The organism is Spirillospora sp. NPDC052269 (assembly GCF_040679435.1).
Classification (GTDB): domain Bacteria; phylum Actinomycetota; class Actinomycetes; order Streptosporangiales; family Streptosporangiaceae; genus Spirillospora.
The window spans coordinates 221,661-247,631 of sequence record NZ_JBFAUU010000005.1; the positions used below are offsets into that span (position 1 = coordinate 221,661).

Below are 25,971 nucleotides of genomic sequence, written 5' to 3' on the forward strand. Positions count from 1 at the left end.
CCGCAGGCGTACGCGCACCGATGATCGCGCCGCTCGTATGCCCCCGTGCAGAGCCGAGAAAGGGCCCGCCGGGGGACGAACCGCCACCGCCCGGACCGCCACCGTGGAACGCGGAATGAAGGACACCCCTGGTCAAGGAGACCTGATGATCGAAGTCCACGAGCTCACCAAACGCCACGGCTCTGTCACGGCCGTCGACCGCCTGTCCTTCGTGGTTCGCCCCGGCCAGGTCACCGGCTTCCTGGGGCCCAACGGCGCGGGCAAGTCCACGACGATGCGGGCGATCCTCGGACTGGACACCCCCACGTCCGGACGGGCCCTGGTCAACGGCGTCGCCTACCGGACGATCGACAAGCCGCTGCGCGTCGTGGGGTCCCTGCTGGACGCGGGTGCGGTGCACGGCGGACGGAGCGCCGGGAACCACCTGGAATGGCTGGCGGCCGCCAACGACCTGCCGCGTTCTCGCGTCGGTGAGGTCCTGGAGCGGACCGGCCTGTCCGGCGTGGCCCGCAAGCGCGTCCGCGGCTTCTCGCTGGGGATGCGGCAGCGGCTCGGGATCGCCGTGGCCCTGCTCGGCGACCCGCCGATCCTGATGTTCGACGAGCCGGTCAACGGGCTCGACCCCGAGGGCATCGTCTGGATCCGCACCCTCATGAGGTCGCTGGCGTCCGAGGGCCGCACGGTCTTCGTGTCCAGCCACCTGATGAGCGAGACGGCCCTCACCGCCGACCACCTGATCGTGATCGGACGAGGGGCCCTGATCGCCGACACCGGAATGGCCGACTTCATCCGGTCGAGCTCGCTGAACGACGTCCTCGTCCGGACGCCGCGGACCCGGCGTCTCGCCGATCTGCTCACCGCCAAGGGCGCCCGGGTCGCCGCCGAACCGGACGGCGGGCTCGCGGTCACCGGCCTGACCACCGAGGCCATCAGCGAGGTGGCCGCCGCCCACGGCGTCGAGGTCTACGAACTGGCCAGGCGGCAGGCCTCACTGGAGGAGGCGTACATGAAGCTCACCGACGCGTCCGTGCAGTACCGCGCGAAGGGCGGCAGCCGATGACCGCGCCGTCCCTCCTGCCCGGGCGCGGGGTGCTGCGCTCGGAGTGGATCAAGCTGCGTTCGGTCCGCTCCACCACCGTGACGGTACTGTTCGCGACGCTCGTCGCCGTCGTCCTCGGCGTCCTGGCCACCTCGTCGGACGCGAGCGACGCGGCCACGATGACCGCCCAGGACAAGGCGCGGCTCGATCCGCTGGGGGACTCGTTCATCGGGCTGATCTTCGGCGAGCTGGCGTTCGGCGTCCTCGGGGTGCTCGCGGTCAGCTCCGAATACCGGACGGGCATGATCCGCACGACGTTCTCGGCGGTACCCCGGCGGGGGCGTGTCTACGCCGCCAAGGCGCTGGTGGCCGGGACGGTCTCGCTGGTCCTCGGGATGCTGCTCGCCTTCGGCTCGTTCCTTCTGGGGCAGGCGATGCTGTCGCCCGAGCACCTCGAGGTCCATCTGGGAGATCCCGGCGTTCTGCGGGCCGTCCTCTCCGCCGGTCTGTACCTGTTCGTGGTGACGATGATCGGGGTCGGGCTCGGCGCGATCCTGCGGCACGGCGCCGCCGCGATCGCGGTCCTGGTGGCGCTCCTCTGGCTCGCCTACCCGGTCGGAAGGATCCTCGACCACCTTTCCTACCTGCCGTCCCGGATGCTCCTGTTCAACATCGCGGACGCCATCACCCGGGCGCACCCGGCCACAGGGAGACCTGCGCTGCGGATCCCGTCCCTCGAACTCGCCTACTCCGGCCTCGCGCTCTACCTGCTCGTGTTCTTGGCGCTCGGCGCCTGGAGGGTCTCCCGTGACGCCTGAACCCGTCCTGACCTCGGGCCTCCTCGTCACGCGGGGAATGCTCACCGCCGAGTGGATCAAGCTGCGCTCGGTCCGCTCCACCTGGCTGACCCTGCTCTGCGCGCTGCTGTTCGTGCTCGCCTTCGGCCTGTTCGACACCTTGTCGATCACCGAGTCCTGGAACACCATGTCCGCGGACGACAAGGCGTCCTTCGACCCGCTGGCGGAGACCTTCGCCGGAATGCCGATCGGCGAGCTCGCCTTCGGTGTGCTCGGGGTCCTCGCCGTCAGCGTGGAGTACGAGACGGGGACGATCCGGACCGCGTTCTCCGCCGTTCCGAGGCGCGGAAAGGTCTTCGCGGCCAAGGCCGTGGTGGCGGGCGGCGTCATGCTCACCGCCGGCCTGGCCCTCGCCTTCGTCACCTTCCTCGGCGGCCAGTGGATGCTCTCGTCGAAGCACCTCGACGTCCACCTGACCGACCCCGGCGTCCTGCGGTCCGTGGCCTGCACCGGCCTCTACCTCGCCGTGGTCGGCCTGATCGGCTACGGCCTGGGCGCCCTCATCCGGCACACCGCCGGCGCGATCTCGGTCATGTTCGCCGTCGTCTGGCTCACCTACGGCGCCACGCACGCCGTCGAGAAATGGACCTACGCACCCGACCGCTGGCTCCTCGTCAGCGCCTACCAGGCCCTCTCCAGAGTCCACCCGCAATCGGGCACCAGTGCCCTGCGAGCCCCCACGACCACCATGGCCCTCACAGAACTGGCCACCTACCTGCTCGTCTTCCTGTCTATCGGCGCCCACCGCATGTCCCGAGACGCCTAGGAACGCGCCCGGCAAACCACCACAAAATGACAACGCCGGACCAGAACCTGGTCCGGCGAAGCAAGAAGGCGAAGAAGGGCCCGAACGCCCGTTCCCTCTTTGGAAGTACCCCCTACCGGATTCGAACCGGCGCTACCGCCTTGAAAGGGCGGCGTCCTAGGCCGCTAGACGAAGGGGGCCTAAGGCGGGCTGGGCCCACCGTTGTGCCCAGCATAGGGGACAACGTCGTGGGAAGCACAAACGGTTATGGACGGGACGGAGGTGTCGTAGGCCACTGGGACGCGGGCAGGGACGGGAACGGGGACGACGGGGTGGGGGCCGGGGACGGGGCGGGCGGGGTGACCGGGTGGTCGGGCTTGGGCTCGAGGTGGCGCTCGATCTGGGCGGACGTCAGGCCGAGCCCGCCGAGGCGCAGGTCGTCCCAGCCCTGGAGGCGGTGGGTGGCGCGGCTGAAGTAGAGGACGGAGAGCTCGATCGGGGTGGGCTCCTCGTGTTCGAGGCCGCGCAGGCCCGCGCCGCCGGTGGAGCCCTGGACGAACAGGCGGGTGCCGGTGGGCAGCAGGCTGGTCTCCCGCTTGTGCGTGTGGCCGGACAGGATGAGCGGGGTAAGGCCGGAGAACGCGGCGCCCTCGGCGGGGTCGTGGACGATCACGATGTCCGGGTGGGCCCCGGACGCCCTGAGCCTCTCGGCCTTGCGGAGGCCCTCAGCGCGCATCTGGGCGTCGCCGACGTTGTCGCCTCGGGTGGATTTGTCCGGGGTGTAGCGGGGGTCGCCGACGCCGTAGATCCGCAGGTTCTCGATCTGGCGGGTGGTGTCGTCCAGGACGACGCCGTTCTTCTGCCGGGCGACGGCCTTCTGGGTGCCGCGTGAGTCGTGGTTGCCGCGGACGTAGACGTAGGGGACGCGGAAGGTCGAGATGTCGCCGGCGAACTTGTCCTCGGCGCGGGTGCCGTGGTCCATGAGGTCGCCGCTGTCGATGATCAGGTCGGCCTGGAACTGGTCGGCGACCGAGCGGATCACGTCCCAGGCGGCCGGGTTCAGGTGGATGTCGGAGACGTGCACGATCCGCAGCGTGGACGGGTCGGGCTCGTAGGTCGGGAGGGTGGACGTCGCCGCGTACAGCCGGGACATGTTGCCGACCAGACGGGCGAGCTGCGCCCGGTAGGACGTGAAGCGCTCGACCAAGTTGCGGGCGTCGCCGACGACGCGGGGCGCGTTCGCGAGCAGGCCGGTGTAGCGGGGTTCGGCCAGGGACGACGGGCTGAAGGACAGCCAGGCGGCCAGGGAGACGGCGAGCATCCCGGTGAGCGCCGCGCCGGAACCCGCCAGGGCCCGCCGCCACGAACGGAAGACCAGGAGGCCGGAGAGGAACGCACCCGCCAGGGCGGCGAGGACGGCCTTGAGCAGCATGATCCAGACGCCGTGCCAGAGCTGCCCGGCGATCCGGTCGGTCATCTGCTGGTCGGACACGCCGGGGCTCTCGATGAACGCGCGGGCGTCGGCCAGGCGCAGCTGGGTCACCTGGGCGCGCAGCGCGACCGGGCCCCAGTGGGTGTCGAGGTGGAGGTCGCCGAGCGGCGGGATCGCGATGGTCGTCCCGCCGTGCAAGGACGCCTGGAGGGTGAGTGAGACGTCCGTGGGGCCGATCGGGGTGGCGACGCGTCCGCCGAGGAGCAGGCCGGCGAGCCCTCCCGCCAGGCCGACGATGATCACTGCCAGGACGCCTCCGGCGCGGCGGGTGCGGGGCGTCCGCAGGCGGGACGTCACCGGCCTCAGCCCGTCCGCCGCGTGGGCGCGGGCGGCCCTCAGGCCCGTGCGGACGGACGTCAGGCTTACGCGGGAGGCCAGACTTCCGGGCTTTGGGGTACTGCGCGGCAAGGCGTCTCCCTTCGTGGAGCAGAATGGGCGATGTGATCGAGATGTCGCGAGAGGCGTTCGAGGACCTGGTCGCCGAGGCCCTCGACTCCATCCCGGCCGAGCTGACCGCGCACATGCGCAACGTCGTCATCGTCGTCGAGGACGTCGCGCCCGCGCCAGGGCTGCTCGGCCTCTACCACGGGGTGCCTCTCACCGAGCGCGGCGACTGGTACGCCGGTGTCCTGCCCGATCACATCGCGATCTACCGTGACCAGATCCTCCGGGTCTGTTCGACCGCCGAACAGGTCGTCGAGGAGGTCCGGATCACCGTGGTGCACGAGATCGCCCATCATTTCGGCATCGGCGACGCCCGGCTGCACGAGCTCGGCTACTGACCGCGTGAGCGGATAAGCGCAGATCACGGGCGGGTCAAGGCGTCCGTCCGGCAATGTGTTCCATGAATTGGGCACGGTAGGTCACATAACTGCCACGCAGCGTGAGTTAATGGGAGGAGGGAGAGCGGAGTGGAGAGCGCGTGGCTGGACGGCAGAGCGGACGGCACCGGCGGCCGGCGGAGGCGCAGGCCACCTATCGCGAGGTGTTCGCGGTGGGCGAGTTCCGAGCGCTGTGGCTGGCGCAGGCGCTGTCGTTCATCGGCGACCAGCTCGCGCAGGTGGCGCTGGCCGTGCTGGTCTTCCAGCGCACCGGATCGGCGCTCTACACCGCCCTCACCTACGCGCTGACCTACCTGCCGCCGATCGTCGGCGGGCCGGTGCTGTCCGGGCTGGCCGACCTGTTCCCGCGCCGCACGGTGATGGTCATGTGCGACGTGGCGCGGACGGTCCTGCTCGCGCTGATGGCGTTGCGGGCGCTCCCGTTCTGGGTGCTGTGCGCGCTGGTCTTCCTCAGCGTCCTGCTCGGCGCGCCCTTCACCGCCGCGCGCGCGGCCCTGCTCCCGGACGTCCTGGAGGGGGACAGGTACGTCGCCGGGTCGGCCATCAACAACATCACCCACCAGGCCACCCAGATGCTCGGGTTCGTCGCGGGCGGCGCGATCGTGGCCATGGTCGGCACCTACCAGGCGCTCGGGCTGGACGCCCTCACGTTCGCGGCGTCCGCGCTGATCCTGGTGGTGGGGATGCGCCGCAGACCCGCGCCGCGCGAGCACGAGCGGGCGTCGCGGAGCCTGTGGCGCGGCACCCGGGACGGCGCGCGCCTGGTGTTCGGCGACCCGGTCCTGCGGGCGCTGGTCTCGTTCGCGTGGCTGTGCGCGTTCTACGTCCTGCCGGAGGGGATCGCCGCGCCCTACGCCGCCACCTTCGACCGGAACCCGCTGACGGTCGGGCTGCTGATGTCGGCGATGCCGACCGGAATGGTGTTCGGCGCGTTCGTCTTCAGCCGGTTCGTCCGGCCGACGAACCGGCTGCGGTCGATGGGCTGGATGGCGATGCTCGCCTGCGCGCCGCTGATCGTCGCGGGCGCGCACCCGCCGCTGTGGGGCGTGGTGGCGATCTACGCGCTGTCCGGGGTGGGCAGCGCCTACCAGCTCGCCGCGAACGCCGCGTTCGTCGCGGCCGTCCCGGCGGACGGCCGGGCGCAGGCGTTCGGGCTCGCCCAGTCGGGCATCCTCGCCGGCCAGGGGATCGGCATCCTGGCGGGCGGCGCGGCCGCGCAGTACCTCGGTCCGGAGACCGTCGTCGCGTTCGCGGGCGTCCTCGGCCTGTCGGTCGCCGCGATGCTCACCCTCACCTGGAACCAGCTGCGCGGCTCGCTGATCTCGACGGCCCGGGAGCGTCTCGGCATCCGCGAACCGCGGGAACCCTCCGAGGCCCAGCAGGAGATCCTCGCCGTCCACGAGCCGTCCGAGCCGTCCGAGCCGTCCGAGGTGCCCGAACTGTCTGAGGTGTCCGGAGTATCCGGGGTGTCGCACGAGCCGCTGGGCGGGCTCGCCGGGCGGGACGGGCACGCGGTGCCCGAGGAGCTCGCGGGGAGCGGGGCGTGGGCGGTGCCCGAGGCGGCCGCGTGCGCCGGGGCGCCCGTGGCGTGTGACGGGCACGCCGGAGGTGAGGCGTGCGACGAGTGTGAGGGGCCCGTTCAGCGGCAGGCCGAGGAGGCCATCGCCGAGGAGGCCGCCGCCGGGGCGGGGGTGGAGGCGCCCGGCGGCGCTGAGGCGCCCGCGGCTCCCGAGGCGTCCGCGGGCGCGGAGGTGCCCGCGGAGGCGCGGCCCGGGGAGACCCGGGCGGGCGAGACCCGGGCCGGTGGGACTCGGCCGGGACGAGCCGGGGGCGTCCGGCCGTCCGCTTCGCCGTCCTGACGCGGTCGCGCCGGCCGCGCGGACCGCGCGGTCACTTACCGGGCTTGTCGGAGTTGGCGAAGGTCTCCCTGGCCTTGTCCTTGGCCTTCTGCGTCGCGTCCTGGACGGTGGGGTTCTCCTTGGCCTTCTGGAACAGGTCCTCGGCGACCGACGACTCGGCGCCGTCCTCCGGCATGACCAGCCAGGCGATGACGTAGAGCGCGATGCCCGCGCCGCCGAACAGGGTGAAGACGCCCAGGCCCAGCCGGACCAGGTTGGGGTCGATGCCCAGGTAGCGGCCGACGCCGGAGCACACCCCGGCGATCATCTTGCCGTCGCGGGTCCGGCGGAGCTGCTTGGTGCTGTTCTGCATGTCCATACCCAGAGTCTCCCTCTCCTGATATGCGAGCGACATCGGGATTCGCCCTGAAGTGACCCTGAGAACGTCCCCGATAAAGGGGCCGTCGTACCCTGGCCGCGTCGTTCTGCCCCCGAGGGATGGGATGCCCGGATGGACGTGCTTCGCGTGGACGACGGCCTTTCCGGCGAGGAGCGGATGGTGCGGGACACCGTCCGCGCGTTCGTCGCCGAGAAGATCACCCCGCATCTGGCGGAGTGGTTCGAGGACGGCGTGTTCCCCGCTCGCGATCTTGCCCCTGAGCTGGGGAAACTCGGCCTGCTCGGGATGCATCTGGACGGCTACGGGTGCACCGGGGCGAGCGCCGTCGCGTACGGGGTGGCGTGCCGGGAGCTGGAGGCGGCGGACTCGGGGCTGCGCAGCTTCGTGTCCGTGCAGGGCTCGCTGGCGATGGCGGCGATCCACAAGTTCGGCTCGGAGGAGCAGAGGACCGCGTGGCTGCCCCGGATGGCGGCGGGCGAGGCGATCGGCTGCTTCGGCCTCACCGAGCCCGACCGCGGCTCCGACCCCGGCGACATGCGGACCCGGGCGCGCCGGGACGGCCCGGACTGGGTCCTTTCCGGCGCGAAGATGTGGATCACCAACGGCTCGGTCGCGGACGTCGCGGTCGTCTGGGCCAAGGTCGAGGGCGAGGGGATCCGCGGGTTCCTCGTCCCGGCGGGGACGCCGGGGTTCGGCGCGTCCGACATCCACCGGAAGCTCTCGCTGCGCGCGTCGGTGACGTCCGAGCTGATCCTGGACGGGGTGCGGCTGCCGGGCGACGCCGTCCTGCCGGGCGTGACCGGGCTGAAGGGGCCGCTGAGCTGCCTGTCCGAGGCGCGCTACGGGATCCTGTGGGGCGCCGTCGGCGCGGGACGCGCCTGCTACGAGGCGGCCGTCGGCTACGCGCGCACGCGCGAGCAGTTCGGCAAGCCCATCGGGGCGTTCCAGCTCACGCAGGAGAAACTGGCCTGGATGGAGGTCGCGCTGGGGCAGGCCGGGCTGGTCGCCCTGCACATCGGCCGCGCCAAGGACGCCGGGACGGTCACCCCGCAGCAGGTCTCGTTCGGCAAGCTCGCGAACGTCCGCGCCGCGATCGACGTCGCCCGCGAGGCCCGGACGATCCTCGGCGCGAACGGGATCACACTCGAATACCCGGTGATCAGGCATATGAACAACCTCGAGTCCGTTCTCACCTACGAGGGGACGCAGGAGGTGCATCTGCTGACCCTCGGGAAGGCGATCACCGGGCTGGACGCCTTCCGCTGACGCCCGCGAGGGCCTGCCGATCTCCCGCGTGAGCGCGATCACTGTGTAGCGATGCTTAAAGTCGTCCTGAAGGGTAACTTGCTGGACGACCCGGACGCGGGCTCGGCAGACTGAATCACCCCAGGTCACGGCATGAGCGTAGGGATAGGGAGCGGCATGAGAATCGGGATCGTCGGCGCCACCGGACAGGTCGGCGGGGTCATGCGCAAGATCCTCGCCGAGCGGGACTTCCCGGTGGACGAGCTCCGGCTGTTCGCCTCGGCGCGGTCGGCCGGACGCACGATCCCGTGGGGCGACGGGGAGATCACCGTTGAGGACGCCGCGTCCGCCGACTTCAGCGGCCTGGACATCGCGCTCTTCTCGGCCGGCAAGACCACCTCGGTCGCGCTCGCGCCGAAGGTCGCCGAGGCCGGGGCGGTCGTGATCGACAACTCGTCCGGCTGGCGGATGGACCCGGACGTCCCGCTCGTCGTCTCCGAGGTGAACCCCGAGGCCGCCCGCGTGCGGCCCAAGGGGATCATCGCGAACCCGAACTGCACCACCATGGCCGCGATGCCCGTGCTGCGCCCGCTGCACGAGGAGGCCGGGCTGTCCGCGCTGGTCGTGGCCACCTACCAGGCGGTGTCCGGCAGCGGCCTGGCCGGCGTGGACGAGCTGCACCAGCAGGCGCTGAAGGTCGCCCCGGGCGCGGACGCGCTCACCCACGACGGCTCGGCCGTGGCCTTCCCCGAGCCGAACGTGTACGTCCGGCCGATCGCGTTCAACGTGCTGCCGATGGCGGGCTCGATCGTGGACGACGGCCTGGCCGAGACCGACGAGGAGCAGAAGCTCCGCAACGAGAGCCGCAAGATCCTCGGGATTCCGGGGCTGAAGGTCTCCGGGACCTGCGTCCGGGTGCCGGTGTTCACCGGGCACTCGCTGCAGATCAACGCGCGGTTCGACCGTCCGGTCAGCCCGGAGCGGGCCGCGGAGCTGCTCGCGGGCGCGCCGGGCGTCGTGCTCAGCGACGTCCCGACCCCGCTGGAGGCCGCCGGGCGGGACGCGACCTATGTCGGCCGCATCCGCCGCGACGAGACCGTCGAGAACGGCCTCGCGCTGTTCGCCGCGGGCGACAACCTGCGCAAGGGCGCGGCGCTCAACGCCGTCCAGATCGCCGAGCTGGTCGCCGCCGAGCTCGCTCGCTAGGCCCGCCGGGGCAGAAGCACGAGCGCACAGGCCGGTCCGCCCTCCGCGGCGGGCCGGTCAGGTCAGGTCTTGGCGCCGCGGACCTCCAGGGTGTCGAGCAGGGCGGCGCTGGCGCGGGTGATCTCATCGACGGCGCGGTCGAACGCCTCGGCGTTGTGCGCGGCGGGTGCGCGGAAGCCCGAGATCTTCCGGACGAACTGGAGCGCGGCCGCGCGCACGTCGTCCTCGGTGACGTCCTCGGCGTACGGCGGGCGGAGCGTCTTGATGCTGCGGCACATACCTCCATGGTGCCTCCCGCCTCTGACATTCGCTTTCGTGGGGTTTTGCCGAAGCCCGCCAGGCAAGATGATCTTTAGATTGTCGGCATGAGAACGCGCCGGATGTCCCCCGTCCTGACCGCCACCGCCGTCGCCGCCCTCGCCGGAGCGGCCGCGGTCGTCCCGTCCGCGGCCGCGAACGCCGCGGCCCCGGCGTCCGCGTCGGTGTCCGCGTCGAGTGCGCGCACGGCCCACTGCGTCTTCACCCCGACGCCCGACAACCCGGCGGCCAAGCCCGTCCACCCGCCGAAGGCGAAGACCCGCGCGCACGGCACCGTGGACGTCCGGATCGTCACCAACCACGGCGAGGTCCGGATCCGCATGGACCGTCAGAACGCCCCCTGCGCGGTCGAGAACTTCGCGAGCCTGACGAGGCAGAAGTTCTACGACCACACGCAGTGCTGGCGGCTGACGAACTCCGAGCGCCTCGGCGTCCTGCAGTGCGGCGACATCTACCGCGCCGAGGAGGGCGGGCCGGGCTACAAGTTCGACGACGAGCTGACCGGCAAGGAGACCTACCCGCGCGGCACGGTCGCGATGGGCAACTGGGGGCCGGACACCAACGGCAGCCAGTTCTTCATCGTCCACACGCACGCGAACATCCCGGCCGCGTACACGGTCCTCGGGAAGGTCACCCGGGGCATGAACGTCCTGGACGAGATCGCCGCGGGCGGCATCATCCCGGGATCCGGCCCGCAGGACGGCCTGCCGAAGCACCCGGTGAAGATCATCCGGGTGACCGCGCACGGCTGATCGACGTCTTCGTGAGGCGGGCCGGGATGTGTCACGTCCCGGCCCGCTTCGGCGTCTCTACTGTGGACGCGAGACTCGATCACGAGGAGCCGAGATGACCGCTCACAACGACAGGGCCGCACGGCTGCGCGAGCTGCACCGGCCGGGCGACCCGCTGATCCTGCCCAACGTGTGGGACGCCGCCAGCGCGCGGGTCGTCGCGGACGCCGGGTACCCGGCGCTCGCGACCGCCAGCGCCGCGGTGTCCGCGATGCTCGGCTACGAGGACCACCAGGGCGCTCCGATGGAGGAGATGTTCGCGGCGGCCGCCCGGGTCGTCCGGGTCGCGGGGGATCTGCCCGTCACCGTGGACGCCGAGGCCGGGTACGGCCTCCCGGCGGCCGACCTGGTCGCGCGGCTGGCCGGGATCGGCGCGGTCGGCTGCAACCTGGAGGACACCGACCCCGCCGCGGGCGGCCTGGTCGACGCGTCCGCCCAGGCCGAGTACCTGGCGGCGGTCCGCGAGGCGGCCCGCGCGAACGGCACCGACCTGGTGATCAACGCCCGGGTGGACGTGTTCCTCGGCGCGTCGGGGGCGACCCCGGACGTCATCGACGCCGCGCTCGACCGCGGCCGCCGCTACCTTGCGGCCGGGGCCGACGCGATCTACCCGATCCTCGTCCAGGACGAGACGGCGATCGCGACCCTCGCCAAGGAGCTCCCGGGCCCGGTCAACATCCTGTGCCTGCCCGGCCTGGAGGTCTCGCGCCTCGCCGAACTGGGCGTCGCGCGCATCTCCTGGGGGCCGCAGCCGCACCGCCACGCCATGGCCGCCCTCAAGGACTACGCCACCGCCCTGCGCCCCTGACGGCTCACGGTCGGCGGACGGTGAGCCAGAGGCCCGTGACCGAGGCGTCGCGGTGGAACTTGAGGTGCCAGCAGCCCGCGCTCGGGAAGCGGTACAGCAGTGTCCACTCGTCGCCCGGACGGTCGTAGGGGACGCCGCCCGGGGACGGTCCGGAGACCGGCGGGAGGTCGGACTCTCCCGGGCCGCGCGTGCGGAGCCGCAGGCTGCCGTGTCCCGTCACGCGCAGGGTGAGGCGGATGACCCGGCCCGCCTTGAAGGGGGTCTGGTCGGCCAGGGCCCAGAGGGTCGCGTTGCGGCCCGCCCCCTCGATCTCGGGCCGGCCCTGCCAGACGCCGACCCGGGACCCGGGTTTGCAGCCGCGATGCGAGTCGACGGTCACGACCCCGATCGGTTTGATGGACGGGGCGGCCGCCCCGTGGGCGCACGCGCTGAGCGGCGCGACCGAGCATGCCAGGCCCGCGGCCGCCGCGACGACGGTGCTCCTCATCACGTCTCGCCCCCGCTCGACGCCGTGTGACCCCGTTCACATTACTCTCCGCCACGAAGGCGCGTCCGTCCACCCTCCGGTCAACGCGGTGTACCCGTCCGGCCACACCGGGCCGAACCGGGAACCGCGCGCGGGCGTCGAACGGACGTGGCCTGTGGATGGCCTGACGATCGCCTCACGATGAGCGCCCCCTGAGGGCTGGGGGCGCTCATCCTGTGTCTAGGCGGAGACCTCCTCGATCACCGAGACGCCTCGGGAGGCGTGGGGGCCGTAGCGTTCCCATTCCTCGCGGAGGCGGACGCGGCCGTCCGGGAGGAGTTCGGGGACGGAGCGGACCCGGCCGCTGACGACCGTCGCGTCCGCGAGGACCTGGCAGTACGCGAGGTCCAGGCTGTCGTCGCCGGTGCGGCGGCCGACCAGGTAGCCGCGGACGACGCGGCCGCCGTCGAAGTCGGCCCAGACGGTGTCGCCGTCCTGGTGGTAGCGGCCGACCGGGACGTCCCCGGCGGACGCCGTCTCGGTCGCGGACGAGCGGAACACCCGGCCGTCGTAGTCGATCGGCACGGCCCTCAGCCCCAGACCACGCTGGGCGCCGCGTCGCGGACGGTGTAGACCTCCCGCTCGAACAGCGAGTTGATGATGGTCGCGGCCCGGACCGGGAGCAGCGTCAGGTTCGCGTCCGCGACGCCGTGCGTGTACCGGGCCCGGTTCTGCACGAAGATCTTGTTGCGGTCGGCGCCCTTCCAGCGCAGCGAGTAGTCCGAGTCGACGATCATCTCGCCGGCGTCGTCGTGGTCGATGAGCTCGGTCAGGGACGGCGCGAGCGGCGGCGGGGTGTTGGCGCGGCCGGTGGCGAGGACGACGTACCGGGCGGACACCTTCTCGTGCCCGGTCGGGGACGTCGCCGACAGGACGAACCCGTCGCCGTCGCGTTCGGCGGACGTGACGTCCCGGCCGGGCCGCATGGTCAGCGGGTACCGGTCGAGCCGCAGCATGCCGTCGTAGTTGGCCTGGTAGATGGACTGGAGCGCGCCGGGCGTGATCGCGTCGCCGGTGAGCGTCTGGCCCTCGATGAGCCGCCGCCGGGTTTCCCGCGTGACCTGCTGGAGGAACTCGACGTAGGCGGGACGGTAGAAGTCGTTGGCGGGCGGCGAGTCGTCCATCGGCTGGAACCAGGGCCGCCGGCCGAGCCAGGTGACGTCGGTGAAGCCGTGGCCGAGCAGTTCGAGCACGCACTCGGCGCCGGTCTGGCCGCCGCCGACGACCGAGACGGGGGCGTCGCGGTCCATGGCGGGCAGCCGCGCGGTCAGCTCCTCGGGGACGAACGCGTCGTCCCCGACGATTCCGGACAGCTCGGGCGGGACGTGGGGGAGGCTGCCCAGTCCGAGGACGAGGTGGTCGGAGCGGGCGACCGTCCGCCCGTCGCTCACGTAGGAGAAGCCGACCCCCTCCTCGAAGCCGATCTCCTCGACGGGGACGCCGTACCGGATCCCGTCGATCTGCTCGCTCGCCCACGCCAGGTAGCGCTGGTACTCGCGCCGCGGGATGACGTTGAACTGGGCGTTGATGAGCGCGTAGATCCGTCCGGACGAGACGAGGTAGTTGACGAACGACAGCCGGTGGGTGGGGTCGACGAGCGAGACCAGGTCCTTGAGCCAGGAGGTCTGCATCCGGACGCCCGACAGCAGCAGCCGCGGGTGCCAGGTCGGGACCGGACGCCGCTCCAGCAGGACGAGCCGGTGCGGGGCGACGGCCTCGAACAGCGCGGCCAGGCTCAGGTTCGCCGGGCCCGCGCCGATGCCGACGGTGTGGTGGTGGGGGATGTCGAACTCGGACATGGGCAGGGCCTCCAAGAGGGTCATGCGGGGGTGCGGAGCCGCAGCAGCTCCTCGGCGGCGGTTCGGGAGGCGGCCAGCGCCGTCTTCGCCGCGCCGCCGCTGCCGCCGGTGAAGGTCGACAGCCGCGCGGACGCGCCGGAGACCGGCCGGAGCCGCAGGCCGGGGTCGGGGTGGTAGCAGTCGGCGGCGACGACGGTCCGGACGGCCCGTCCGAGCCGCAGGTCCGAGAAGGTGGCGCGGGCCAGCGCGGACGCGGCGTGCGCGAGCGCCGGTTCGGGACGCCGGTCGTCGGGGTCCACGTCGTAGCGGTCGCTGGGCACGCCGAGCAGCACGCCGTCGCGGTGGGGACGTCCGTAGAGGCTGGTCGTCTCGTCCACGAACACCCGTCCGGGCGGGTTCCCGGCGGGGTGCACCCGGTACTGGACGCGTTTGGTGCGCAGGCCGTCGCGCGGCAGGCCGAGCCGGGTGAGCAGGCCCGGCGTCCACGGCCCGGCGGCGAGGACGACCTGGTCGAACGTGGTCTCGGACGCGCCGTGCCGCAGGGTGAGCGCGCCGTCCGGCTCCTCGGTGAGGCCCGTGACGGGCGCGGTCGTGCGGCGTCCGCCGATCCGCAGCAGGTCGGTGACGATCTCGCGGCGCAGCGCTCCCGGCGAGATGTGCCCGGCGCGGCGTTCGACGACGGCGGGCGGACGGTCCGGGAAGCCGGGCGCGTCGGCGAGGACGGCCGATCCGGGCAGCGCGGCGCAGATCGCGGCCAGGTCGGACGGCAGCGGCGGCGGCCCGGCCTGGATGTACACCGAGCCGGTCTCCCGGTAGTCGGCCCAGCCGCGCAGCAGGCGGCTGCCGTACAGCTCGGCGAGCGACGCGGTGGCCTCGGCCCGCAGCGCGGCGTCGGCCTCGAAGCCGCGGACGATCCCGCCGGACGCGGCGGTCGCGTCGGCGTGCTCGCGCGGGCCCGCGAGTTCGACCTCGGCGGTCCGGTCCTCGAGCCGGATCCGCCAGGCGAGCAGCGCGCCGGCGAGTCCCGCGCCGACCACGCAGATCCTCATGAGCCGTCCCCGGACGGTGTCCCGGTGATCAGGGCGAGGAGGCCGCGCGCCCTCGGGTCGTCCCGCATCGGGAGGAGCAGGCGCGCGGCGAGCGCCGGGTCGAACCCGGACGGCCTCAGCGCGCGGCGGGCGCGTTCGAGGTCGGCCTCGGCGGACGGCGCGCCCGTCTTGAACGCGTCGAGCGTGAAGTCGCTCTCGTACCGGTCGGGACGGTCCTGCGCGAGGAACAGCCGGACGTCGCCCGGGTCCTGCTCGGCGAGGATGTCCAGCGCCCAGACGGCGTGGTTCCGGCTGGTCGAGAACTTCAGGCCGTCCAGCCGGTAGAACTCGTTGACCACGAGCCCGCGCAGGACGCCCGGCTTCACGCCCGCCGCCGCGAACACCGCCGGGATCAGCACGCCGTAGTAGAAGGCGTTGTCGACGCCGAGGAAGTGCCACAGCTCGTCCACGCCGTTCCAGGCGGCGACGCAGTCGGCGAGGGTCCGCACGGACGGGTCCAGGGCCCGCGCGATCTTGTAGAGGTAGCCGAACGCCATCTCGACCCACACGTCGAGGCGCAGGCCGTCGGGGTACGGGTCGTCCGGGTGCGGGTCGTCCGGGGGCGGGCTGTCGGGATGCGTGCTGTCGGGGTGCGGGCTGTAGGGATGCGCGTCCAGCTCGATGCCCCAGTTGGACGGGTAGGCGGCGGGGACGGCGGGCAGGCCGTCCGCGAGCAGCCGCCGGACGAGGTCGACCACGCGTGGGTGCGTCTCGGCCCCGGCCCACGTGCGGGTGAGCTGGTCGCGGTACTCCTCCAGGCGCAGCACGGGGACGCGCGCGGTGAACTCCTCCGGGACGGCGTCGCAGCAGGTGGAACGGGCGTCGCGGAGCGTCCCGGCGGTGTTGTAACCCATGCACGCCTCGCACGCGCCGCCCGCCGCGCCCGCCCCGCACGTTCCGCAGAGACCGGCGACGTAGGCGTGGTGCGCCGTCCGGCCGCAGCTCGGGCACCGGTGGAGGACGGTCTCCTCGGCGTTCTGGGCGTCCTCGAACAGCTCCCCGGCGAGCCGCCCCACGGCCTCGCGGTAGTCGGCGTCCTGGGCGGGGTCGAGGAGGACGTCGTACTCGATCCGGGCCTTCGCGAACGCCGTCCGGATCCGGTCCGAGTAGTCGCGCATGGTCTCGTCCACCGGACGGCCCAGCGCCTCGGCCTTGGCCAGGACGTAGTTCTGGTTGGCGTCCAGTCCGGACATGGTCAGCACGTCCGCGCCGGACGCGCGCAGCGCCCGCGCCGCGATGTCGCCCGCGACGTACGGGCCGCTCAGGTGCCCGACGTGCAGGGGGCCGTTCGGCGTGGGCGGCGGGGTCGTGACGACGATCTTCCTTCGGCGGGCCGTCGGGCGGGTCATTCGGCGGCCTCCTCGGGCATCCAGTAGATGCTCAGCAGCACCAGCGGCTCGCTGTCCGAGCGGTTGTGGATCACGTGCGGCTCCCGGCTGCGCAGCAGGACCGCCGCGCCCTGCGCCGCCTCCGTCCGCTCCCCGGACTCCGGCGCCTCGTAGTCGGCGTGCCCGGACGCCACCACGGAGAGCTCCACCTCCGGGTGCCGGTCGCGGTCGCTGGACCCGCCGGGCGGGATCACGCACCACATGGCGTCGAACGGCAGCTCGCGATCGGCCGCGTACTGCGTCCACCGGCCGATACGGATTCCGTATTCCTCGGTCAAGCGGGCAGAGGAATATTGCAACTTCTCCATGCGATCTCCCGTCGAACGTCTCCGAATCGAGGCGGTCGCCACGGAAGGGATTGTGGCCCGGATAAGCCGCTTTCCCGGTGGCAGGAAGTTGACAGGGCCCCGGTGCGGCAGGCGTTCGGAGATTCCCGCCCGAGCTGAACTGCCGCCATTCGCTTTCCGTGATCCCGGCATTGCGAACCGCGACGGGAAAGGAACATTGACGATCTTGTGACGCCGGGGGACCATGCGGCGCAGTGCCCGGCGAGAGGCAGCTGAACGAGTCGCCGAGGACGCGTCGTTGATGACCGAGTCGAAGGGGACCTGGAATGGATGTCCGTCCGCACCGCGACCGGCGGCGAACCCCGCATCTGGCACTGATCGCCACCGGCATGCAGGCGTGGCGCGAGTACCTCGTCGAGTCGATCGCGCGGGAGTACCGGATCCACCTGTTCGCCAAGTCCGAGCCGTCCTGGGAACTCGCGTACGTGGACGGCGTGACCGTGGTGAACACGCTGGAGCCCGACCTCGCGATCTCCGCCGCCCGCGCGGTGCACGACACCGACCCGTTCGACGGCGTCCTCTGCTGGGACGAGGCGCGGATCTGGCCCACCGCCTGCGTCGCCGAGGCGCTCGGGTTGCCCGGCGTGTCCCCGGACGTGGTCGAGCGCTGCCGCGACAAGCACCTGTCCCGCGTCGCGCTCGACGCCGCCGGGGTGCCGCAGCCCGCGTCCGTCGCGGTCGCGTCGTTCGAGGAGGCCGCGCGGGAGGCCGGCCGGATCGGCTACCCGGTCGTGGTGAAGCCGCGCGCCCTCGCGGCGAGCGTCGCGGTGATCGTGGTCGAGTCCGCGGACGCGCTCGAGGAGGCGTACGAGCGGGTGCGCGGCACGACGCTGCCGGAGGTCGAGGAGTACGAGTACGGCGTGCTCGTCGAGGAGTGCCTGCGCGGCGAGGAGATCAGCGTCGACTCGGCCGTGTTCGAGGGGAAGGTCGTCCCGCTGTACCTGGCGCACAAGCGGAAGGGCTACGAGCCGTTCTGCGAGGAGATCGGGCACGTCCTGGTCGCGGACGACCCGCTTCTCGACGACCCCGCGCTGGTCAAGGTGCTCGAGGACACGCACGCCGCGCTCGGCTTCCACACCGGCCTGACCCACACCGAGGTCTTCCTCACCGAGACCGGCCCCCGGGTCGTCGAGCTGAACGGCCGGCTCGGCGGCGACTTCATCCCCTACCTGGGCGGACGTGTCACCGGCATCGACGCGGGGCTCGCCGCCGCGGCCGTCGCCGTCGGCCGGACGCCCGCCGTGGAGCGCACCCGGACCGGCGCCGCCGCCGTCGAGTTCTTCTACCCCGAGGTCGCCACGGTGTTCGGCGCGCTCCGCGTGGACGAGTCGCTCCTGCACCCCGCCACAGACAAGGTCGTCCCCATCGCGCAGCCCGGTGAGCTGGTCGAACGCGCCGAGGACGGGTACATGTGGGCGCGCTACGCCGCCGCCCTCGCGATCGCCGGCACCGAGGAGGAGTGCCGCGAGGCGCTGGACGCGGCGGCCAAGGCGATCACGCTGGAGCCCGCGCCGCCCGGCACCGCGTCCGTCCCGGCGGGGCCCGCGATGTCCGGGCCGCCGTCCGAGCCGACCCCGATGGCGTCCTGGCGCGCGGCCTCGGAGGCGGGTTCGGGGGGCGCCGCGGGGAGCGCGGGGTGAGTTCGGGCGGCGCGCGCTCCGCGGGCGTCTGGGAGACCTGGCGGGAGGCGCCGGTCCCGGTCCGGGCGGTCATCGCCGGGCTGCTCGTCAACCGGCTCGGCACGTTCGTGCAGGTCTTCCTCGTCCTGTACCTGACGCACCGGGGCTTCTCGACGACCGAGGCCGGGATCGGGCTCGGCGTGTACGGGGCCGGGACGGTGCTCGGGCTGCTGGCCGGCGGCGGCCTCACCGACCGGGTCGGCAGCCGCCGGACGATCGTGCTGTCGATGGCCGGATCGGCGGTGCTCACGCTGGCCGTCCTGTACGCGCCGCAGTTCTGGGCGATCCTCGCCGCCCTGGCGCTGCTCGGCGCGTTCGCCCAGGTCTACCGTCCGGCCTCGGCGAACCTGCTCGCCGAGATGGTGCCGGACGAGCGGCAGGTCATGGTGTTCGCGATGCTGCGGCTCGCGCAGAACGTCGGCGCGACCGCCGCGCCGCTGTTCGGGTCGCTGCTGCTCGCCGCGTCCTACTCCCTGCTGTTCTGGGGCGAGGCGATCGCGGCGCTGGTCTACGCGGTGATCGCCTACATGACCCTGCCCGGCGGACGATCGGGCGCGGCGGCCTCGGAGCCGGACGTCGTCGCGGAGGCGCCGTCCGGCGGCTACAAGGACGTGCTCGCGGACGGCCGCTACCTGCTGTTCCTGCTCGCGTTCCTGCTGAACTCGCTCATCTACGTCCAGTACCTCGCGGTGCTGCCGCTCTCGGTGAAGGCGGCCGGGCATCCGACCGTCGTGTACGGCGCGCTCGTCGCACTGAACGGTTTCATCGTCATCGCGTGCGAGCTGCCGCTGACGAAGAAGACGCAGGGCTGGCCCGCTCGCGCCGTCGGCGTCGCCGGGCTCGCGCTGCTCGCGGGCGGCCTCGCGCTGTACTGGGTGCCACTCGGCGTCGCCGCGCTCGTCCTGGCCACGGTCGTGTGGTCGCTCGGCGAGATCGTCGGCGGACCGACCATGTTCGCCTACCCGGCCAAGGCCGCCCCGGACGGCCTGCGCGGCCGCTACCTGGGCTCGGCCCACGCCATGTTCGGCCTGGGCTCGGCCCTCGGCCCGGTGCTCGGCGTCGAGCTGTGGCACGCTGTCGGACGGCCGGTCTGGCTGTTCTGCGGCGCGATCGGGCTGGTCGCGGTCCTCGCCGCCCGCGGCGGGATAGTGGAAAAATCAACGGCCTTGGCCGAGGCCGACAACAAACCTTCGCCGGGCCATTCGGAAAATGAAGGTACCCCTGTTATGTCTACGGGCGGCGACGCCCCGGTCGCGGCAGAGGACAATGCATAGAGAAGTGAGTGTCCGTAGCCAAGGCGGACGGAAATTGTGTCTTATTGAGGGCATGGCAACCCCACCGCACCACGTGGCCGAGGCGCCCACCGGCGCTGAGGCCGGGACGCCCGGCTCCGGCGTCCCAGGCGATTGCCGGGTCGAATACTTCGCTGCCCGGCCCACCGGACCGCCCGACGGCGAATCCGCGCGCCGCGAACTGGCTCTGCTGGACGGCGGTATCCGGGTCCGGCTCCTGTTCCCGCACTCCGTCCGGATCGACCCCGCCTTCCTCGGCTACGCGAGCATGCTCAGCGAGGCCGGGGGAGAGATCCGCACCGTCGACCGGCTGCCCGCCCCGGTCACCGTCCTCGACCGCTCGCTCGCACTGCTTCCCGTCGGCCCGCCGGACTCCGAGCCGGTCGAGATCACCGCCACGCCGGTGGTGGACCAGCTGCTCTGGACCCTCGCCTACACCTGGGACCACGGCTGGCGCTGCCCCGACGCCGGCGAGCCCGCGGAACTGCGCACCGCGATCCTCTACATGCTGGCCAACGGCGACAAGGACGAGACGGTCGCGCGCCGGCTCGGGATGTCCGTCCGGACCTGCCGCCGCCACGTCGCGTCCATCATGGCCGACCTCAACGCGGCGAGCCGGTTCCAGGCGGGACTGCTCGCCGCCCGAGGCGGACTCCTCGGCCCTCCACCGGAACCCTGACCGTCCACCGCCCGCGGTCGCCGTCGGCGGCCCTGTCTGATGCCGGACGAAGCGGAACTCGCGCCCATCTCGCGGACACCCGCCCGTGAGGGGCCGCCCGTCCGACCGCCTCCCGCCGGCGGTGACCACCCTGTTGCCTCGTGGCCACCGTCCCTCACCCGCAACCCGCTCACCGGAGAACGCCCTCGCGGCATTGCCGTGAGGGCGTTCTCGTCAGTGGGCTCCTAGTACTTGGTGGAGACGGTCACGCCGTTGAAGTCGGTGTTGGCGTAGAGGCTGACGTAGTTGTAGCCACCGGCCTTCAGGCCGGTGACGGTCAGGGACTCGGAGTTGCCCGAGTTCGTGGACCGGGAGGTGTAGGCGCTGGTCGTGGCCCAGGAGTTCGGGCTGAAGTAGAGGTCGGCGTTCCCGCTGCCTCCGGACGTGGTGATGGTCAGGCTGCTCGTTCCGGCCAGGACGTACAGGTAGAAGTACGCGTAGTTGCCCGCCGTCGCGGAGATGCCGGTCCGCTGGCAGTCCTTCCCGAGGGTGCGGGTGTCGGTTCCGTCGCAGGTCGTGCCACCACCGGGAGGGTTGCCGCCGCCACCGGAAAGGGCGTCCAGCCAGGAGTTGAACTCGCTGTCGTAGTTGAGGGACTTGGCGAAGGTGTAGGCGGCGTCGTAGTTACCGGCGCGGTAGTAGCCGAGCAGTTTCGTGACGTCCGCCGGGTGCTTCTCGAACATGAACCGGACCGCCAGGTAGCCCCAGTGGTAGGTGCGGTTCACATTGGTGTTGTCATAGGTCGTGTCGAAGAGCGTGCTCAGCGAGTAGGTGTGGTTCTTGGCCTCGTTGAGCGCGTCGGTGTAGGCCAGGTTGCGGTACGAGTAGGACACGTACTCCGCGACGCCCTCGACCCACCAGATGTCGGGCCGGACGGTGGACGCGTTGAAGTCGCCGTACTGGTCGTAGCGTCCGTCGAGGTAGTGCGTGTACTCGTGGTTCAGGTTCCAGATGCGGGCGGCGAAGCCGTTGTCGTCGGGCCGCTGGTAGGCGATGAACCGCGGGGTGTTCGTCGTGGACGACGGGTCGCCCTCGAGGTACATGCCGCCGTTGTTGGTGTCGATGCCGAAGATGACGCCGGCGTAGGTCTGGTAGTCGCCCGGCGAATGGAAGACGACCACTTCCATGTTGGAGTTGTTGTCGTTCGCGACCGGCTTTCCACCGTCGTTCACGAGGTTGTGGAAGTAGGCGTTCTGGTTGAGCATGCTCGTGCAGGCCGCGTTCGCCTCGTCCGAGGTGAGGGCCTGCGCGATGATGTGCAGGACGTTCGCGCTGCACGTGTAGCTCTGCGTGAGCACGGCCTGCTTGACCCGGTTGGGCAGGTCGCACGTGCCGTAGGACGAGCAGTTCGCCGCGTCGTAGCCGTTGGCCACGTCCGCTACCCGCACCCAGAGCGCCGCGGTGGCGCCGGTGATGGAGCTGCTGTCGAGCAGGCTCTTGATCAGCGGCCGCACCTTGCTCTGCAACCCCGCGTACTGGACGAACCGGGCGGTCTCGCCACCCGCGTTCGAGACCAGGAACGCGTTGTCGGTGCCGAGCATGTTCATGTGGTTGCGGGCGAAGTTGTAGACCGCGTCCACGATGCTCGGGTCGGCCTGGACGGCCGCCGGGTAACCGGTGACCCACTCGCCCCGGAACAGCACGGTGTACACGTTGTTCACCGCGTTCAGCATGTACCAGGACGCGTCGTACGAGCTGTTGTAGGCGCTGAGCAGGCGCTTCACCACGTACAGGTAGCGGGCGTTCTCCGACGAGGAGTCGATCAGGATGACCGCCTCGCCCAGGATCTCGCCGTTCGCGTCGCTGACCGTGCTCGACGCCGGGTTGGCGTAGAAGGCGTCGAGCGCGCCCTCGGTGGCCGTGGCCAGCGTCTTGGTGTACTGGCCGACCGTGCCGGGGTTGTAGTACTGCACGTAGTAGCCCGCCCGCAGGAACAGGACGAGCTGCTCGGTGCTCGTCGAGTTCGTCCCGTTGTAGGACGCGGCGTCGGTGCGCAGCGCGTTCGCGATCGTGACCATCTGCGCCTCACGGAAGGCGCCGTACTGGTCCTGGCCGGTGATCGAGAACAGGGTGTCGACGCAGTCGACCGACGCCGCCTTCACGGCGTTGACCAGCGCGGTTCCGGTGTTGCCGGTGAAGTCCGACACCGAGCAGGACGCCGCGGCGGCCGAGAGCGCGGCCGGTTTGAGGAGCTTCTTGGGGGCCTTCTTGAGGGACGGTGTGAGCGGGTCGCGGAGCTTGGCGCCCTTCTTGGCGTTCAGCTCGTCCGGCTTGACCAGCCTGGTCGGGCCGGTGATCTCGCGGTCGTGGCGGGTGGGGGCGGGCTTGGCGGGTGTGGGCTGGGACGGGGCGGCGAGGGCGGGAGCGCCCGTGCCTCCGGCCGCGAGGGCGGCGGCGACCAAGAGCGTGGTCGCCCATCGGCGAGGGGACATTGGCCAGCTTCTCCTCTGAACGGGGGGAGTGAAGAGAGTCGGGCGAGACCGGCCGGTCTGTGTGGACGGCTGTAAAATGTCACATGCGACATGTCCTAACAAGGCCCAATTCACGGGCCGTTCACGGACATGCGTTCTCGTGCCCGGTCATGCACCGGCACTCAGGGTGATCATCCCGGCGCGGCGCGCGATCACGTCATGACGCGTTCCGCGCCATTTCGCGAGAAGGTCCGGAGGCGGCCTCCGGTCAATGGCGAATCTCGCCGAAAAGCGCGCACTTTTTGACTGGGACTGTAATTAGCAACGCGATGTATAAGTGAGGTGATCAAAACCCCCCGTTCCAGGAGTGCCCCATGCGCGTCCCCCGCCTGCTCGCGTTCTCCGCCGGTACCGCCGTCATTCTCGGCGGCGCCCTGCTCACCACCGGGACGGCCGAAGCCGCCGGCCAGAACTACGTCGCGCTCGGCGACTCCTACTCGGCCGGCGTCGGCGCCGGCTCCTACGACTCCTCAAGCGGCTCCTGCTCCCGCAGCACCAAGGCGTATCCGCAGCTCTGGGCCAATGCGAACGCCCCGTCGTCGTTCAAGTTCGTCGCCTGCTCCGGCGCCACGACCGGCTCGGTGACCAGCGGCCAGCTGAGCGCCCTGAGCTCCTCGACCACCCTCGCCAGCATCACCGTCGGCGGCAACGACGCCGGGTTCGCCGACGTCATGCAGACCTGTGTGCTCAGCTCGGACTCGACCTGTCTGACGGCGGTCAATAACGCGAAGTCGTACGCGCAGAACACGCTTCCCGGACAGCTCGACACGCTCTACTCGGCGATGAAGTCCAAGGCTCCGTCCGCGAAATTCGTGACGCTCGGATACCCGCACCTCTATTACATGAACAGCGGTATCTGCATCGGCCTGAGCAACACCAAGCGGAGCGCCCTGAACTCCGCCGCCGACGCCCTCGACAGCACGATCTCAGCCGCCTCGTCCCGGGCCGGGTTCAAGTTCTCCGACGTCAGGCCCATCTTCAACACCCACGAGCTCTGCTCGGGCGACGACTGGCTGAACTCGGTGACCATCCCGATCGGGAACTCCTACCACCCCACCGCGCTCGGCCAGTCCAGCGGCTACCTGCCCGGATTCAAGAACGGCGTCGCGGCGGCGCTCAAGTAAGAAACGTCGAAAATCGGTGTATTTCGGTCATGTGATGAAGGGGCGACCTGACGTCCGGAATTGGCGTCCGGTGTTCGGCCCCTGAAAATGACCACACGGTCAGCCCCTCGGGTCCCCCGAGGGGCTGACGGCTTCCCGGCGGCGCCCTGACGAAAGTCGGGTACGGCCGGTGCCGATCGTCCGATCCGCCCGGCCGGGCCCGGTTCCTAGCGTGGACCGCATGATCACGATGCGGGACCTGACCAAGCGGTTCGGGGAGCGGACGGCCGTGGACGGCCTCACGCTGGACATCGCGTCCGGCAAGGTCACCGGCTTCCTCGGCCCCAACGGCGCCGGGAAGTCCACGACGATGCGGATGGTCCTCGGCCTGGACCGGCCGAGCGCGGGAACGGCGCTGGTGAACGGCCGTCCGTTCGCCGAGCTGCGGCATCCGCTCCGCGAGGTGGGCGCGCTGCTCGACGCCAAGGCCGTCCACCCCGGACGGTCCGTCCGGGCGCACCTGCTGGCGGCGGCGCGCAGCAACGGCCTGCCCGGACGGCGCGTCGACGAGGTGCTGGACCTCGTCGGCCTGGAGGCGGTCGCCCGCCGCCGCGCCGGGACGCTGTCCCTCGGCATGGGCCAGCGGCTCGGCATCGCCGGGGCGCTGCTCGGCGACCCGGCGGTGCTGATGTTCGACGAGCCGGTGAACGGCCTCGACCCGGACGGCGTGCTGTGGATGCGGCGGCTCATGCGGTCGCTCGCCGCCGAGGGGCGCACGGTGTTCGTGTCCAGCCACCTGATGAGCGAGATGCAGCTGACCGCCGACCGGCTGGTGGTGATCGGACGCGGACGGCTCCTCGCGGACGCCCCGATGGCTGAGGTCGTCGCGTCCGGAACCCGGGTCCGGGTGCGCAGTCCGCGCGCCCGCGAGCTGGCCGCCCGCCTGACCTCCGCCGGTCTGGACGTGGCGATCGGGCCCGACGACGAGCTGACCGTGTCCGACGCGTCCGCCGAACAGGTCGGGACGCTCGCGCACGAGGCCGGGGTGCCGCTGTTCGAGCTGACCGCCCGGCAGCGGTCGTTGGAGGAGGCGTACATGGAGCTGACCAGCACGAGCGTCGAGTTCGGCGTCGCCGAGCCGCGCGTGGAGGTGCGGGCATGAACGCGGGGACGGCGACGGGTGTGAGCGCGGGGACGGCAACGGGTGTGAGCGCGGGGGCGGGGTTGAGGAACGCGTTCGCGGCGGAGTGGACGAAGGTCTGGTCGCTGCGCTCCACGTGGTGGTCGCTGGCGATCTCGATGGGACTGATGGTGGTGATCGCGTTCAGCGTCGGGCAGTCGGTCGTCGATGACAACACCAATGCGCAGCGCGGCGACGACCAGGGGATCGTCTCGGTCAGCGGCACCGCGATCGGGACGGTCGATCTGATCCAGTTCGTCCCGATCGCGCTGGCGATTTTGGTGATGACGGGCGAGTACGCGTCCGGGACGATCCGTCCGACGTTCACCTGGGTGCCGCCGCGCGGACGCGTCCTCACGGCGAAGGCGCTGGTCGTGGCGTCCGTGGTGGTCCCGCTCGGCGTGCTGCTCGGAGTGGCCGGCACGGCCGCGGCGGGATTCGCGCTGGGCGACTGGGGCCGCTTCACCTGGGCGGACGCGATGTCCGACATCCTGGCGTTCGCCCTCTACCTGGGCCTGATCTGCGTCTTCGTGCTCGGCCTCGCGACGCTGCTGCGCAGCACGGCGGGCACGCTGACCACGGCGTTCCTCGGCCTGATGGCACTGCCGATGCTGCTCACCGGCCCGGCGGTGTCGCGTCCGCTGGCCGAGAGCCTGCCGAGCAGCGCCGGACGCACCTTCATGGGGATCGCCGAGGACGCCCCCTACCGGGGCTCGATCGGACTGGCCGTCCTGGTGGCATGGACGGCGGCGGCCATGCTGTTCGGCCGTTTCAGCCTGGTTCGCCGGGACGCGTGACC

25 protein-coding genes and 1 tRNA gene are annotated in these 25,971 nt (G+C 71.7%); 15 read left to right on the forward strand and 11 right to left on the reverse strand.

The features are described 5' to 3' along the window. Positions 1-145: 145 nt before the first annotated feature. The 3 genes from AB0L06_RS12495 to AB0L06_RS12505 are packed head-to-tail and all read left to right on the forward strand — an operon-like array spanning position 146 to position 2,662. Positions 146-1,060, forward strand: coding sequence for an ABC transporter ATP-binding protein (locus AB0L06_RS12495; protein WP_500231063.1), 915 nt, complete (start codon positions 146-148; stop codon positions 1,058-1,060). Further along, positions 1,057-1,857 carry an ABC transporter permease gene (locus AB0L06_RS12500; protein WP_500231064.1) on the forward strand — a complete coding sequence of 267 codons (801 nt, stop codon included), beginning with the start codon at positions 1,057-1,059 and terminating at the stop codon, positions 1,855-1,857. The genes AB0L06_RS12495 and AB0L06_RS12500 overlap by 4 nt, the downstream gene beginning before the upstream one ends. Further along, entirely contained in the window at positions 1,847-2,662 is an 816-nt protein-coding gene (locus AB0L06_RS12505; protein WP_500231065.1) for an ABC transporter permease, read from the forward strand. Before AB0L06_RS12500 ends, AB0L06_RS12505 begins: the two co-directional genes overlap by 11 nt. A 106-nt stretch (positions 2,663-2,768) precedes the next feature. On the opposite strand, the gene AB0L06_RS12510 is transcribed toward AB0L06_RS12505, so the two are convergent. Further along, positions 2,769-2,841 (reverse strand) — tRNA-Glu (locus tag AB0L06_RS12510). Positions 2,842-2,906: 65 nt separating this feature from the next. Further along, positions 2,907-4,541, reverse strand: a complete 1,635-nt coding sequence (locus AB0L06_RS12515) for a metallophosphoesterase family protein (RefSeq protein ID WP_500231066.1) — start codon at positions 4,539-4,541, stop codon at positions 2,907-2,909. 32 nt (positions 4,542-4,573) lie between these two features. On the opposite strand from AB0L06_RS12515, the gene AB0L06_RS12520 reads away from it, so the two are divergent. Together AB0L06_RS12520 and AB0L06_RS12525 are read left to right on the forward strand one after the other, a co-directional pair. Continuing rightward, positions 4,574-4,915: a metallopeptidase family protein gene (locus AB0L06_RS12520; protein WP_500231316.1), complete on the forward strand. Its 342-nt coding sequence runs from the start codon at positions 4,574-4,576 to the stop codon at positions 4,913-4,915. 140 nt (positions 4,916-5,055) lie between these two features. Next, positions 5,056-6,834, forward strand: coding sequence for an MFS transporter (locus AB0L06_RS12525; RefSeq protein ID WP_500231067.1), 1,779 nt, complete (start codon positions 5,056-5,058; stop codon positions 6,832-6,834). 31 nt (positions 6,835-6,865) lie between these two features. On the opposite strand, the gene AB0L06_RS12530 is transcribed toward AB0L06_RS12525, so the two are convergent. Further along, positions 6,866-7,192, reverse strand: coding sequence for a PspC domain-containing protein (locus AB0L06_RS12530; RefSeq protein WP_500231068.1), 327 nt, complete (start codon positions 7,190-7,192; stop codon positions 6,866-6,868). Between the two features lie 132 nt (positions 7,193-7,324). Between AB0L06_RS12530 and AB0L06_RS12535 the strand changes: the two genes are divergently transcribed. Beyond that, entirely contained in the window at positions 7,325-8,479 is a 1,155-nt protein-coding gene (locus AB0L06_RS12535) for an acyl-CoA dehydrogenase family protein (protein ID WP_500231069.1), read from the forward strand. A gap of 156 nt (positions 8,480-8,635) precedes the next feature. Continuing rightward, on the forward strand, positions 8,636-9,664 hold the full coding sequence (locus tag AB0L06_RS12540; protein WP_500231070.1) for an aspartate-semialdehyde dehydrogenase: 1,029 nt from the start codon (positions 8,636-8,638) through the stop codon (positions 9,662-9,664). Positions 9,665-9,726: 62 nt separating this feature from the next. On the opposite strand, the gene AB0L06_RS12545 is transcribed toward AB0L06_RS12540, so the two are convergent. After that, positions 9,727-9,942: a DUF2277 domain-containing protein gene (locus tag AB0L06_RS12545; RefSeq protein WP_500231071.1), complete on the reverse strand. Its 216-nt coding sequence runs from the start codon at positions 9,940-9,942 to the stop codon at positions 9,727-9,729. 87 nt (positions 9,943-10,029) lie between these two features. Here AB0L06_RS12545 and AB0L06_RS12550 point away from each other — a divergent pair, with 87 nt between their 5' ends. Together AB0L06_RS12550 and AB0L06_RS12555 are read left to right on the forward strand one after the other, a co-directional pair. Next, positions 10,030-10,734, forward strand: a complete 705-nt coding sequence (locus AB0L06_RS12550) for a peptidylprolyl isomerase (protein ID WP_500231072.1) — start codon at positions 10,030-10,032, stop codon at positions 10,732-10,734. A 94-nt stretch (positions 10,735-10,828) separates the two neighbouring features. Then, complete coding sequence (locus AB0L06_RS12555) at positions 10,829-11,581, forward strand: isocitrate lyase/PEP mutase family protein (protein ID WP_500231073.1); 753 nt, start codon at positions 10,829-10,831, stop codon at positions 11,579-11,581. Positions 11,582-11,585: 4 nt separating this feature from the next. Here the strand turns inward: AB0L06_RS12555 and AB0L06_RS12560 are convergent, their stop codons facing one another. From AB0L06_RS12560 to AB0L06_RS12585, 6 genes are all read right to left on the reverse strand, one after another. Beyond that, complete coding sequence (locus AB0L06_RS12560; RefSeq protein ID WP_500231074.1) at positions 11,586-12,068, reverse strand: hypothetical protein; 483 nt, start codon at positions 12,066-12,068, stop codon at positions 11,586-11,588. A 219-nt stretch (positions 12,069-12,287) separates the two neighbouring features. Continuing rightward, a complete protein-coding gene (locus tag AB0L06_RS12565) occupies positions 12,288-12,632 on the reverse strand; it encodes an avidin-fold protein (RefSeq protein ID WP_500231075.1) in 345 nt (114 codons plus the stop codon). Positions 12,633-12,637: 5 nt separating this feature from the next. Then, positions 12,638-13,930, reverse strand: a complete 1,293-nt coding sequence (locus tag AB0L06_RS12570; RefSeq protein ID WP_500231076.1) for a lysine N(6)-hydroxylase/L-ornithine N(5)-oxygenase family protein — start codon at positions 13,928-13,930, stop codon at positions 12,638-12,640. Next, positions 13,927-14,955 carry an NAD(P)/FAD-dependent oxidoreductase gene (locus tag AB0L06_RS12575; protein WP_500231077.1) on the reverse strand — a complete coding sequence of 343 codons (1,029 nt, stop codon included), beginning with the start codon at positions 14,953-14,955 and terminating at the stop codon, positions 13,927-13,929. Before AB0L06_RS12575 ends, AB0L06_RS12570 begins: the two co-directional genes overlap by 4 nt. Beyond that, positions 14,952-16,343, reverse strand: coding sequence for a class I tRNA ligase family protein (locus AB0L06_RS12580; protein ID WP_500231078.1), 1,392 nt, complete (start codon positions 16,341-16,343; stop codon positions 14,952-14,954). The genes AB0L06_RS12575 and AB0L06_RS12580 overlap by 4 nt, the downstream gene beginning before the upstream one ends. After that, the gene (locus tag AB0L06_RS12585) at positions 16,340-16,660 is read right to left on the reverse strand and encodes a cupin domain-containing protein (protein ID WP_500231079.1); all 321 of its coding nucleotides are present in this window, start codon (positions 16,658-16,660) and stop codon (positions 16,340-16,342) included. Before AB0L06_RS12585 ends, AB0L06_RS12580 begins: the two co-directional genes overlap by 4 nt. Before the next feature lie 335 nt (positions 16,661-16,995). Here AB0L06_RS12585 and AB0L06_RS12590 point away from each other — a divergent pair, with 335 nt between their 5' ends. From AB0L06_RS12590 to AB0L06_RS12600, 3 genes are read left to right on the forward strand one after another with little or no spacing between them, the layout of a single operon-like run. Continuing rightward, positions 16,996-18,369 carry an ATP-grasp domain-containing protein gene (locus AB0L06_RS12590; protein ID WP_500231080.1) on the forward strand — a complete coding sequence of 458 codons (1,374 nt, stop codon included), beginning with the start codon at positions 16,996-16,998 and terminating at the stop codon, positions 18,367-18,369. After that, positions 18,366-19,682, forward strand: coding sequence for an MFS transporter (locus AB0L06_RS12595; protein ID WP_500231081.1), 1,317 nt, complete (start codon positions 18,366-18,368; stop codon positions 19,680-19,682). Before AB0L06_RS12590 ends, AB0L06_RS12595 begins: the two co-directional genes overlap by 4 nt. Before the next feature lie 52 nt (positions 19,683-19,734). Beyond that, the gene (locus AB0L06_RS12600; protein ID WP_500231082.1) at positions 19,735-20,379 is read left to right on the forward strand and encodes a helix-turn-helix transcriptional regulator; all 645 of its coding nucleotides are present in this window, start codon (positions 19,735-19,737) and stop codon (positions 20,377-20,379) included. 224 nt (positions 20,380-20,603) lie between these two features. On the opposite strand, the gene AB0L06_RS12605 is transcribed toward AB0L06_RS12600, so the two are convergent. Beyond that, on the reverse strand, positions 20,604-22,850 hold the full coding sequence (locus AB0L06_RS12605) for a M9 family metallopeptidase (RefSeq protein ID WP_500231083.1): 2,247 nt from the start codon (positions 22,848-22,850) through the stop codon (positions 20,604-20,606). A gap of 353 nt (positions 22,851-23,203) precedes the next feature. Between AB0L06_RS12605 and AB0L06_RS12610 the strand changes: the two genes are divergently transcribed. From AB0L06_RS12610 to AB0L06_RS12620, 3 genes are all read left to right on the forward strand, one after another. Continuing rightward, positions 23,204-24,013: an SGNH/GDSL hydrolase family protein gene (locus AB0L06_RS12610; protein ID WP_500231084.1), complete on the forward strand. Its 810-nt coding sequence runs from the start codon at positions 23,204-23,206 to the stop codon at positions 24,011-24,013. A 220-nt stretch (positions 24,014-24,233) separates the two neighbouring features. Continuing rightward, the gene (locus AB0L06_RS12615) at positions 24,234-25,154 is read left to right on the forward strand and encodes an ATP-binding cassette domain-containing protein (RefSeq protein ID WP_500231085.1); all 921 of its coding nucleotides are present in this window, start codon (positions 24,234-24,236) and stop codon (positions 25,152-25,154) included. Further along, positions 25,151-25,969: an ABC transporter permease gene (locus AB0L06_RS12620; protein ID WP_500231086.1), complete on the forward strand. Its 819-nt coding sequence runs from the start codon at positions 25,151-25,153 to the stop codon at positions 25,967-25,969. The genes AB0L06_RS12615 and AB0L06_RS12620 overlap by 4 nt, the downstream gene beginning before the upstream one ends. The last annotated feature ends 2 nt before the right edge of the window (positions 25,970-25,971 follow it).